Origin of the sequence: Embleya hyalina (assembly GCF_003967355.1) — a bacterium.
GTDB classification, from domain to species: domain Bacteria; phylum Actinomycetota; class Actinomycetes; order Streptomycetales; family Streptomycetaceae; genus Embleya; species Embleya hyalina.
Map to the genome: position 1 here is coordinate 51260 of NZ_BIFH01000061.1, position 11544 is coordinate 62803.

The following is an 11544-nucleotide window of genomic DNA, read 5'->3' on the forward strand; positions in this document are numbered from 1 at the left end:
TCCGATGGTGCGGTGACTGCTCCCCAGCAGGGCGTGCGGCCCGTCTCGACTGGGGGTCCCGTCCTCACGTGCGGGTGTGGGTGCCCGGACGTGAGGGCGAGGCTCCCGGCCGAGGCGGCCTACCCCGCGGCAACGGCCGCCGGCGACTCGGGCCTCAGCGGGATGTGCCGAGAGGCGAACAGGGGCTCCACCGCGTACGGTTGCCCGCGCTCGGGGTGGCCCCGCAGCAGCATGAACTGGGTGTGGTCGGCGCCCGGGTCGTGCGGGATCCGGGTGGTCAGATAGCCCTGAAGAATCAGGTAGCCGGGGCTGGAGGCGATCCGGACCATGTCCGCGCACGAATCGTTGGACACCTTGATGATGACCTGGAGCGTGTCGAGGAGGACCTTGGGAGCGCGGTTGCCCGCGTTCCAGGCCAGGGCGTACCAGGGCCGGTCCGGGGTCACCTCGATTTCCTTCCAGGGCGCCGCCGTGCCGGCGGTGATGTCCCGATAGAGCAGGTGCGCGTCGTCCACGCCGGGATTGGGGCCGAAGAACCGCCAGTTGGGCGCCGGGAGAAGGCGCAGAGGGCCCCGCGCCAGCAGACGGTCGAACCGCTGGTCGGGGAGCTGGCCGGCGACGGTGCCGACCAACCACGCCGCGAGGCCGGTCGACACCGCCGAGTACACGACACGATGCCCGTTCACGCCCTGCCCCCGGAGGCGATCAGTTCGGCGATGGTCTTCGCGTGGGTCTCCTCCGCGACGACCCCCAGGTGGTCGGCGTCCTCCCGGACGTGATGCGAGGACCGATCCGAGAGCTCCAGCATCCGTTCCTGCGACGCGCGGTGTGCGACACCGCGCGTACCCTTCAACGCCGTCACCACGTGCAACGGGACGGCCATCCTCCCGGCCGGCGGGTAGGTGCGCGCCGCCATGTACTCGCGATACGCGGTGGCCCACACACGCGGCCGGGCGTGATACGCGGTGAGACTGTCCTTGACGTCCTCGGTGTACAGCTCGCGAACCGGTGTCATCGGACGCAGGACGTTGAGCCCGGAGGCGGCCCACAGACATTCCATCAGCAGGCGCTGGCGCGTCCACCGGTCGGGCATCAGGCCGAGACTGGCCTGCAGGTCGGCGATGATCGTGGGGTCGACCATCACCACATGGGACAGATCCGCGTCCGGCCGCGAGGCGGCGTACGCGGCGGCCATGTAGCCGCCGATCGAATGTCCCGCCAATACCAGCGGCAGGCCGTCGAGGTAGTGCCGGCGCAGCTCGTCGACGATCCGGAACTGTTCTTCCAAGCCGATATCCGGCAGCGGACTGCTGAGCCCGTGGCCGGGTCGGTTGTAGCCCACGCAGGCCGCGTTCTCGGGCAGGTGCTCGCGTACCCGGGCCCACTGCTCGTGCGGAAGGCCGAGGCCGTTGAAGAACATCACACCGAACTCGGCACCCGACGGGCGCCGGTGGTCGACCTCGACCGCGCCGCCGTCGGCGCGGGTCATCGTGGAGAACGCCGCCCTCCGCCGCCGAGCACCGAGGAACCGCGTCCGCGCTCCGGCCACACAGCTGCCGACGCACAACCCCGCCACGCCGACGGCCACCTTCCGCTCCATCGACATCGTTGCCACCATCGGCACGCCCATCTGTTCTCCTCCCGTGTGTCCCGGAGCCGGTCCCCATCCCGATCGGACCGGCCCCGGAAGGCGCATCGTCCCCGACTCGATGCGCCCGTCGAAGTGTCAGCCGAGGCGAACGGCGACACGAGGTCGCAGGTGATCGGCCTTACGGGCCGTGCCGTCCGCTCTGAACAGATCCTGAAGGCGAGGCCCCGCGAAGCCGAAACCCTTTCGGCCGTCGCCGAAGTGCCTGTCCCGAAAGCGCCTTGGCGCGGCCGAGACGGTCCGGAAGGATGACCCCTTCAGGTCGCCCCGGAAGGAGATCGCGTGCTGCGCATCAAGCTCACGTCGGAAGACTTGACCAGGACCCGGATCGCCTCCACGTGGGGCCCGCTCGGGGAGACGTTCCTCTCCCTGGCGACCCTGCAACAGCCCCATGAGGAAGCTCTGTTCGGTGGGTGGCGCCGGAGAGTGCACGCCGAATCCGCCGCTCGGACGCATCCGGCTTCCGCGCTCTTCCACGAGGGGCTCCTGGATCTGTTCACCGTGGCGAGAGCCTCGACCTCGTTGGAGGAGGGCCTCGACGCGCTTCGTGCGGCCCGGGCGGACCACCTGCGCGTCGAACTCGCCGCAGCGCTCAAGGCCCGCATGTACTACTCGCGCTCCACGAGGCCGTGGGCGGGTACCGCGTGGGGAGACATCGCCGACGACCGCGCGGACCGCGAGGAGTTGGTGTCCTACCTCCGGGACGCCCACCGCGCCGCCGTGGCCCCCCACTGGCCGCGCATCCTGTCGCGGTTACGGGCCGAACAGGCCGGTCACGCCCGTACCCTCGCGGAACACGGAGTGGAGGCGATGCTCGCCGGGCTGCCACCCGGATTCCGCTGGCGGCCCCCCATGCTGGAGATCGGCCGAGGAGCACTCTCCGCCACCGCCGAACCGGCCGGCCGAGGTCTGCTGCTGGTCCCCTCGGCCTTCTGCCGGGCCAGGGTCGGTACCTACATCGACCGCACCGACGACCAGGCGCCCGACCTGCTGTTCGTACCCGTCATCCGCAACATCACCGACGCCGCCACCCTGCTGACGACCCGGAGGAACGGACTGGACAAGGCCCTGTCCACCCTCCTGGGCCGCACCCGCGCCCACACCCTCGACGCCATCGCCAACGGACCGTGCACCACCGGACAACTCGCCGAGCGAATCTCCGCGTCCCTGCCCACCGCCAGCGAGCACGCCACCGTACTCCGCCAAGCCGGCCTCATCACCACGACCCGACACGGCAGCGCCGTACTGCACGAGCTCACCCCCCTCGGAAACGCACTCCTCGACGGCCACCACTTTCCGAAGTCCTCCCCCCGGCAACCCGACGGACGCCACCCACACAACCCGGTGATCCGATGAAGATGCGCGAGCCCATTCCTCAGACAAAGCCCTCAGCACGTCCGAGTCGGCATGCCACCGTCCGGGCTCCGGAGCGGGCGACGGCTTTCGGCCGGGTTCGGCACGGTGTCGTGGTTGGTCCGTGACGGCTTTCCGTCGGATGGAGTTTTCGCGTATCGGCTCGATCCGGACGGACCCGATTCCCGTCGAAGGCCGTCGGGCTCGGCGGATGCCGGGATGCCGTAGAGGACGTAGGCCGCCCAGTGCACCGGGTCCGGGTGTTCGGCGGCGGTCCGGCTTCGGGCGTGGCGCAGGGCCCGGCGCGGGTCGCCGTGCGTGGCGTAGTCGGTGTGGAAGGCGGTCGTGAACTCCCGGCCGATTCGGTCGTGGACCCGCCACAGCGTCACCAGGATCCATCGGGCACCGGCGAGCGTGAACGCGTGGGCCGGCCCCTGTGGCCCCTCCTGCACGCGGATGTCACCGAGGCCGGTGTCGCACGCGGACAGGACGACGAGCTCGGTGCCGGAGAGGTCGAGGGCCGCGATGTCCTCGCCGGTCACGATGCCCGAACCGAGATCCGACCGGGCAAGCGAGGTGTCGCCGTGGTTCGCGCCGGCCAGGGCGAGCCCGCAGCGCAGCAGAGGACGCGGCAACGACATCCACAACAGACCGCTGTCGCTCGTCGAGTCCGGGTCGGCGCCGGACAGCGGAGCGAGCACGGCCCGCCGCAGGCCCGGATCGGATTCGTCCAGGAAGACAGCCGCTCGGTGCGGGAGAGGGCTTGCCCGCGCCTGCCCGTGCGGTATTCGAGCCGGGCGAGGGCGTACTGGGCGTCCACCCGGATCCGCTGGTCGGCGGGTTCGGGTTCGGCGTCGGCCGCTGTGGATTCCGCCGGTCCGTCGAGGAGTTTCCTCGCGCCTTCGTAGTCGTGACGATCGGCGGCGATCAGCGCCCGAAGGTGCCGGGCATGGGCCCGCAGGACCCGGTCGCCGGGCCCCGGGTGGGCGCGCAGTCGGGATTCGCCCTCGTCGAGGTGTCGCAGGGCCGCTTCCGACCGGCCTCGCGCCTGGGCGATGCCGGCGGCGGTCAGCAGCACGGCGGCGAAACCGTGCGACGTCAGGCGCGCAGTGGGCACCGCCCACAGTGGATCGCTCGTCGCGGACCCGAGGCGGGAGCCGTCCCCCCGCGCTGCCGGTGCCGCTTCGAGTCGCCGCACGCGTCGTACGGCGTCCTCGATCATGTCCTGGGCCATCGACGCACCGCCCAGGGCCGCATGAACGCGCGCCGCCTTGTACAGGATGTCGATGAACAGGACGGGGTCGACATCGCCTTCGGCGTCCGCGTCGGGGGCGACCTCGGCGGCAGGCTCGGTCCGCTCGGCCCCGGGCTCGCTCCCGCCCGAGGACTCGACCGCGACGAACGCGTCGATCGGGCTCGGGCCCGATTCGGCGCCCGCGGCGTGCAGATGACGCAACGCGTCGCGCAGCCTTCCCTGTTCGAACTCGATGTCGGTGAGCTGGAGATGGGCTGCGACGCGCTGGGCGACCACCTGCTCTTTGATCGGGGTCTCCTCGGTCAGCGTGAGGAATTCGTCCGCCCAGGTGCGGGCGTCCTCAACCGCTCCGGCCAAGCCGGCCAACGCCGCGCCGATCACGAGGAGTCCGCCCAGTGCCACCGGGTCGACGTCGGTTCGATCGTGCACGAGATCTCGGGCTTCGGCCAGAAGTCTTCGGGCCGCGTCCGTTCGGCCCGTCGAGGCGTGCGCCAAGGCGAGGAGCGTGATGTGCGTCAGCACTCGGGTGTCGTGCGTGCCGAAGGCGCGGATACCGTGGGCCAGGGCGCGATCGAGCAGGACTTTCGCATCGTCCGGACGACCCGCGGCCATCCGCTCGCGGGAGCGGCGCAGGAGGTTCTCGAAGAGCCGGGCGTCGATGTGCCGTTGCAGCCGTTGCAGCATCCGGGTCTCCGTTTCGCTCGCCTCGGGCTCACGCGGACGGGAAGACGGCGATCAGTTCCGAGACGGCCGCGTTCGGGTCGTGTCGCGGGATCGCGACCACGCGGTGGTAGCCGGCGGGAGCCTTCGGGATCACCCAGGTACCCTCCGTCGGATCGGTGGCGCGGAGCGGATCCACCTGTGCCGTCGGATCCACCGGCCGCAGTTCCACGCGTCCACGAAAGGCGCCCCCGATGGTCGGTCCCACCCGGATCGTCAACGACTCCCCGGCGGTCGCCGTCTGCGGGCAATCCAAGGTCACGAAGATTCGCGCCTCCTCGACGGCGCGGTACTCGTCGAGCGGATACGCGAGGCTGTGCAGGAGACCGACCAGATGCCCGACGACGGGTTTCGCGCCGGCCAGTGAGGTGTGCCGACCGGACACGTAGACGGCTCCGCGCGGACGGTCCCACTCGATCGGATGTGCGGAGACCGACGGGACGGTTCCGTCGCCGAGACGATCACCGGGCCGTGTCGGGGTCTCGACGTAGTCGATCGAGACGACGTCGGCGCCGTTCCGCCCTCGCCGGGTGGAGATCGCGAGCCGGCTCGGCGTCGGTTGGTGTGCACCGATGACGGCGTGCAACCGGTCCCGCCGGTCCTCGTCCGGTTCCGCCGGCACCGCCTCGTGGATCTCGCGGAGAAACCGCTCGCCGTCCGCGACCATCTCGACATCGAGTCCGTGTGCGACGGCCGGATCGGTCAGCCGTCGGTCCGTGCCGTTCGCGTCCACGACACACGGAAACAGCGGCAGGAGCTGATGAACCGAGGGCATCGCCCGCAGAACCGTGGTGAGTCGGTCGCGCCACCCGAGCCCGGGTACCCCGTGGGCCGGCACACGGGCCGCCTTGGGCGCGCCCCGGTGCGGGGTACCGATGGTGACGACGGCTCGGGTCACCGCCCGCAGACCCGATACCTCGACGGCATGGCGGGCGATCAGTCCACCCATCGAGTGGGCGAGGAAGACCACTTCCGCCGTCGGGTTGTCGGACGCGGCCCGCCAGGCATGCAGCAGCCTCGGCACCCGCTCGACCAGCAGCGCGGCATGGAGCCGGTTGTCCAGACGCCAGTCGTAGGGGAATTCGACCAGGTTCGCGCCGCGACGCAGACCGAGGGAACCACACAGTTCATCGAGGCAACGGCCGTAGAAGTCGACGCCCGCCAACTCCGGCACGAGCCCCGCGCCGCGCACGATCTCGACCGCCTCGACGTCCGCCTCGGGCTCGAACGCGCGGCCGTCCCCGCGCAGAGCCAAACGATCGGGTACGGCGACGTCGTGCAGGAAGACGAACGGGTTCCCGTTCCAGACGGTACGGCCGGCGCGGCGCAGCACACTCCCGCCGATGCCGGGCAGGAAGATCACCAGGTGCGGATAGCGAGCGACGCCCGGCGTCACCACGCGGCTCCGCGCACACCCGCCGTGGCGCCGGACGGCGATGTTCGATGGACGTGGGCGTCGACCGGGGGTCGAGGTCGTTCCATCGCACCATCATCACTCCCGCCGGCCGCACCCGCCCCGGATCCGCGAAGCTCCCGCCGGAATCACCGTAACCGGGCGCCCGATCCGCCGAGTTCGCCCGGATGTTCGACCGCACGGGTGTCGGGGGCGAGGCGGCGGGCGTGTTCGGCGAAGCGGTCGTGCGGGTCGGCGCGCAGGCTCGACGCGTTGTTCCACGACGCCGCCCGGCCGGTCGGCCGGCCGGCCGCCGCCCGCTCGCGAAGGGCATGTCGAGCATGTCGCGGACGTGGGAGTCGGACCACAGCCTCGACACGTCCGGTCGCGACCGCGACCCGACTCCGCCCGACCCGACGGCCGACCACAACGAACGCTTGCCCGCGCCGTCGGCCGTCGTGAACGCACGCGCGGGTCAGGCGAGGAAGGCCGAGAGTTCGTCGATGACGAACTTCGGTTGTTCCTCGGCGATGTAGTGGCCGCAGTCCGGAACCTCGACCACGCGTACGTCGACGCCCCGGGCCGGGAGGAAGTCGCGCAGGACGGCGTAGTTGCTGTCGTCGCCGCCGAGGGCCAGGATCGGCGCGGTCAGGATCGGGTGCGCACGTCGGTCGACGATGTCGGTGCCGAAGGTCTGGTACCAGCCGTTGCCGGCGCGGACGGCGTCGGCGGTGGAGTACGCGCGGGCGTAGACCTGTCGTGAGTGTTCGTCGATGGTGGCGGGGTCCTTCGCCAGGTATTCGACGAGCCAGTCCACGAGCAGGCGGCTGCGGCCGTCGAGCAGCTTCTCCGGGAGACCGCGGACCTGGTTGAACGCGAACCACCACAGGTAGGTGCGGGCGCCCTTCTCGATCTCGGAACCGACGTGCTGATCGGGCTCGGGCAGCAGTCGCATCTCCCACAGGCCCTCGTCCGGATGCGGGACGTCCAAGAGCACGATCCGCCGTGTGGCCTCCGGGAATTGCGCGGCGTACGCCTGCGCGACCATGGCACCGATGTCGTGTCCGGCGACGTCGACGGTCTCCGCGCCCAGGTGCCGAACCAGTTCGCGGATGTCGTTCGCCATCGTCTTCTTGTCGTAGCCGCCCTCGGGCTTGTCCGACCCACCCATGCCTCGCAGGTCGACGGCGATCACCCGATGTGTACGCGCCAGTGCGGGCATCACCTTGTGCCACTGCCACCAGGTCTGCGGCCATCCGCCCAGCAGGAGGAGGGGGCGCCCGGCGCCGCCCTCGACGTAGTGCAGACGCACGCCGTTCACGTCGGCGTGGCGACTGGTGAAGTCGCCGTCGAGGGAGCGGGCCAGTTCGGCGTCGTCGAGGGGGTCGGGCGTGGGGGTGTTCACGGAGGGATCCTTCCGGGTCGGCGGGAGAGCTTCGAGCGTTCGACCATTCGAATGTTCACGCGTTCACGCGTTCGAGCATTCGACTGTACGAAGAGTTCGTACGATCTGTATGTACGAGATATTCGTACGGTCGAACAATGCCTGTCAAGCGCGGGAAAGAGGGCGGTCACGGGCTGCGTGGCAGTGGCAACGGCGCACGCGGGAGGCTTTGTACGAGGATCGCGTACTATTGGCGGATGGCCGCTCTGCACCACCCCGACATCGACGACATCGAGCTCGTGTACGTCCTGGCCGCGCTCGGGCACCCAGCCCGACTGCAGATCGCCCGGGCGTTGGCCGACGGCGTCGAGCGGTACTGCGGCGAGATCATGCCCGACGTCCCCAAATCGAGCATGACCCACCACTGGCGCGCCCTGCGCGAGAGCGGCGTCATCCGCCAACGCCGCGCGGGCCGCAAGCTCTACCTGACCCTGCGCCGGGACGAACTCGACGCGCTGTTCCCGGGATTGCTCGACATCGTCCTGACCGAGCCGGTCGGTACGCGCTAAACCGCGCGCCTCGCCTCGCCGGCCGAGGCGGAACCCGGCCGGGGTGAACACGGGAGCGTTCCCAGACGCGGCCCCCGATCGCCCATCGGGGGCGACGCGGCTTCGTCACCGCCGGCCGGGTCTCGGGGACCGGGCGGACGTCGGCCCCGGGCTCGCTGCGACAGCGGCACGTCGCGATGCCCCCGGACCGGGCCCGTCCGTCGGCGCGTTCGGTGCCGGACCGACCGTCACCCGGCCGTCGGCTCCATCCACACCAAACGCTCACGCGCGGCCGGTGGTGCGTCGGGGGCCTCGCGGGGTACATGGGCGTGGGTGTCGGTGGTGTTCGGCGTCCTTCCCGGTGTGTATGGGGGGGTGGTTCGAGTGGTTGCGATCCTCGGTGTCGCCCAGGTCGCCGGCGACGGCCCGACCTCCGCCGTCCTCGCCCTCCGGTACGACGTCGCCGCTGCGGTGCGGACCCAGTGGCCGGCACCACCGGCCACGCACGACGCACCCGAGCCGCACGGGAGCGACGGCGACCGACACCGCTCCCGCGCCGGTCGCGCTCGACGTCGACCAAGCGCACGCGCACCCGGCCACCACCGCCGCCGGACAGTCGGCCGTCGGGCACCGGCTCGGGCGCGCGGCGGGCGGACCGCGCTTCCGCCCGCGCTCGCCGCGCTCGCCGGGGTCGCCGGGGTCGCCGGGGTCGCCGGGGTCGCCGGAGAACCCGATGCCCGACGCCCCCGCGTCATCGGCCGAGGCGGCCGAACAGGGCCGGGATGCGCGGAGGTTGGGCCGTGACCCGGGGATGGCCCCGGTGTGCCGGTCGTGCGGGCGGGGCCGGCCGCGACCCCGCCCCAGCCGCCGCCCGGCGACGTGCCGCGGGCCGTCCGGGGATCAGCGCCGCAGACCTATGCGGTCGAAGAGGACGAGGCCGTCGCCGTGTGGCTGGATCCCGGTGACGGAGGGTGCGAAGACGACGGTGTTGGCGGCCTCTTGGTAGACCCAGAAGGGGAGGTCTTCGTTGAGCCGGACCTGGACGCGCGTGTAGGCGTCGCGACGCGCGACGGGGTTGGTCGCAAGCCGGCCCGCGTTCATCGCCTCGGTGACCGTGGCGTTGGAGTATCCGCTGATGTTGGTGAGGCTGCCGGGGCGCAGGAAGTCGTACAACACCGGTTCCGGGTCGCTCATCCACAGGCCGGTCACGGCCATGTCGAAGTCTCCGGAGATGCTCCGGCGGATGAGGGTCGCGGTGTCGACGGTGTCGATCCGCATGTGGACGCCGGGGAAGCGCTGGACCTGCGCCCGGATGTAGGAGGCCTGGGAGCCCGGGTCCTCGACGCCCACGGCGACGAAGGTGAAGTCGAAGGGTCGACTCCCGCCCGCGGTGAGTTTGTCGAAACCCGCGCGGGCGGCTTCGGGGTCGTCGTCGCGTGCCGCGAGCCGGCCGTTGGCGAGTTGTGAGGTGGAGCCGAAGATCCCGTGCGCGGGGGTGCCGGCGCCCCGGAAGAAGCGGCGGTCGATCTCGTCCGCGCTGAGGCTGTTCACGACGGCCCTGCGGGCGGCCGGGTCGTTGAACGGCGGCCTGCGGGTGTTGAAGACGAGCATGCGTCCGCCGCCGAGCTGTATGGGGAGGACGCCGAGCTTTTCGGCGGTCGCCTCCTTCACCTGCGCCGGGTCGCCGACGGTGGTCAGGTCGAAGTCCTCGGCGGCCATCGATTCGACCTGGGTCTTCCCCACCGAGGGGACGTGGACCTCGACCTGATCGAGGTAGGGGCGGCCGGGCTGCCAGTAGTGGGGGTTCCTGCGCAGCGTCAACCGCCGGCCGGGAACACGTTCGGCGAGGACGAAGGGGCCCGCTCCGACGGGTTCGGTGCGCAGGGACACCAGGTCGTTCAGGGCGCGCGGCGAGGCGACATAGGCGAGGTTGTTCGCGACCGCACGGTCGAAGTGCGCGTTGGGTCCGGGGAGTTCGATGGTGAGACGGAGGGGGTCGGCGACGGTGAGCTTGAGGCCGGTGGCGGCGATCGCGCCGGCGGACCCGGTGGCGGGATCGGCGTGCACCCGCCAGTTCGCCTTGACGGCGGCGGCATCGAACGGCAGACCGTCGGAAAAGACCACTCCGGGGCGGATGACGAGGGTCCAGGTGCGCGCGTCCGGGGAGGGCGTGAGCGACTCGGCGATGTGCGGCCGGATGGCGCCGGTGGCCGGGTCCGCCCACACCAGGGGGTCGTAGATCGCGGCGAGCAGATGGCCGTAGGCGACCGCGTAGGAGGGAGTGGTGAACGGGTCCAACGAGGGTGGATCCGTCGGCACCGCCACACGCAGCACCCCGCCCCGTCCGGGCGTGGACCACGAGTCGGGGGTCTGCCGGCCCGGCGATCCGCACGCGGTTGCCACCAGCACGGTCGCCGCCGCCACGGCGAGGACGCGCCGACAACCCCGGCGCAAGCGGGTGAAGCGACGCCCGGGGGAGAAACGAAGCACGGTGCCTACCAAGGAGTTTGGGGGCTGCACGGTCGACAGCCCGCGAGTGACGGCCGAAGTGGCACGCGAGTTCGGCACGCCCCGCGCGTTCGTCCCGATCGACGGTCCGGGAGTCTCCACGCGGGCTTGCCCATGGACGACGGCGTCGACCACTTCGAGCGCCGGAGCGTAGCGGAGGTGGTCGCCGTTGCTTGCCGCAGCTTTTTAGTGTAACTAGTACGTTATTTTGCCTCGGCGACGACGCAACGCCCCGGCACCGCCCATCCGCACCCCTCCCCCGAATCCCCCACCCCCGACGACCCGGCGGGATCGGGCGACGCCATCGCCGGATCGACCCGATGTAGCCTCCGGTGCGACGGCGAGCCGTCACCGAACGCGGGATCCGCGCCCACCACCGCACCTACAACTGCGACCCGTTGGGGCCTACCGGGGCCGGGCAGCCCCCGATCGACGGCCCCGGAATCGGGAACGCCACGAGGGCGAACCTCGGCAACACCCTCGACCAACTCACGCGCCACACGCGGAACACCGCCGGGACATTGCCGAAACAGAGGAGCCGCCGGATCCCCGCCCCGGCCCCGACGCCGCGTCCGTACTCCCGAACCTGGCCACCGGACTGCCGACTCCTGGCCGGCCCGACGACGTGCACGGAAACGGAAACGGGAACGGCACGGGAATGCCCTCCAGGCTTGCGCCGGGCAGCGACCGGCGGAGCCCGTTCCGCAATGTCGCCTAGGGTCGGGTTCGGGCTGT

9 protein-coding genes are annotated in these 11544 nt (G+C 71.3%); 2 read left to right on the top strand and 7 right to left on the bottom strand.

Going from position 1 to position 11544, the window contains the following annotated elements:
• Nucleotides 1–119: 119 nt before the first annotated feature.
• Together EMA17_RS49750 and EMA17_RS49755 are read right to left on the bottom strand one after the other, a co-directional pair.
• Nucleotides 120–686 carry a hypothetical protein gene (locus EMA17_RS49750; RefSeq protein ID WP_126643821.1) on the bottom strand — a complete coding sequence of 189 codons (567 nt, stop codon included), beginning with the start codon at nt 684–686 and terminating at the stop codon, nt 120–122.
• A complete protein-coding gene (locus tag EMA17_RS49755; protein WP_160161877.1) occupies nt 683–1630 on the bottom strand; it encodes an alpha/beta hydrolase in 948 nt (315 codons plus the stop codon). Before EMA17_RS49755 ends, EMA17_RS49750 begins: the two co-directional genes overlap by 4 nt.
• Before the next feature lie 300 nt (nt 1631–1930).
• Here EMA17_RS49755 and EMA17_RS49760 point away from each other — a divergent pair, with 300 nt between their 5' ends.
• On the top strand, nt 1931–3004 hold the full coding sequence (locus EMA17_RS49760; RefSeq protein WP_126643823.1) for an ArsR/SmtB family transcription factor: 1074 nt from the start codon (nt 1931–1933) through the stop codon (nt 3002–3004).
• 32 nt (nt 3005–3036) lie between these two features.
• Here the strand turns inward: EMA17_RS49760 and EMA17_RS49765 are convergent, their stop codons facing one another.
• The 4 genes from EMA17_RS49765 to EMA17_RS49780 all read right to left on the bottom strand — a co-directional run bounded on the left by EMA17_RS49765 (nt 3037) and on the right by EMA17_RS49780 (nt 7774).
• Complete coding sequence (locus EMA17_RS49765; RefSeq protein WP_126643824.1) at nt 3037–3642, bottom strand: CHAT domain-containing protein; 606 nt, start codon at nt 3640–3642, stop codon at nt 3037–3039.
• Nucleotides 3540–4940, bottom strand: coding sequence for a tetratricopeptide repeat protein (locus tag EMA17_RS49770; protein ID WP_126643825.1), 1401 nt, complete (start codon nt 4938–4940; stop codon nt 3540–3542). The genes EMA17_RS49765 and EMA17_RS49770 overlap by 103 nt, the downstream gene beginning before the upstream one ends.
• 28 nt (nt 4941–4968) lie before the next feature.
• On the bottom strand, nt 4969–6372 hold the full coding sequence (locus EMA17_RS49775; RefSeq protein WP_126643826.1) for an alpha/beta hydrolase: 1404 nt from the start codon (nt 6370–6372) through the stop codon (nt 4969–4971).
• A 472-nt stretch (nt 6373–6844) separates the two neighbouring features.
• Nucleotides 6845–7774 carry an alpha/beta fold hydrolase gene (locus tag EMA17_RS49780; RefSeq protein ID WP_126643827.1) on the bottom strand — a complete coding sequence of 310 codons (930 nt, stop codon included), beginning with the start codon at nt 7772–7774 and terminating at the stop codon, nt 6845–6847.
• Nucleotides 7775–8010: 236 nt separating this feature from the next.
• Between EMA17_RS49780 and EMA17_RS49785 the strand changes: the two genes are divergently transcribed.
• The gene (locus EMA17_RS49785) at nt 8011–8322 is read left to right on the top strand and encodes an ArsR/SmtB family transcription factor (RefSeq protein WP_078980901.1); all 312 of its coding nucleotides are present in this window, start codon (nt 8011–8013) and stop codon (nt 8320–8322) included.
• 879 nt (nt 8323–9201) lie between these two features.
• Here EMA17_RS49785 and EMA17_RS49790 read toward each other — a convergent pair.
• Nucleotides 9202–10791 carry an ABC transporter substrate-binding protein gene (locus EMA17_RS49790; protein WP_160161878.1) on the bottom strand — a complete coding sequence of 530 codons (1590 nt, stop codon included), beginning with the start codon at nt 10789–10791 and terminating at the stop codon, nt 9202–9204.
• Nucleotides 10792–11544: the final 753 nt, after the last annotated feature.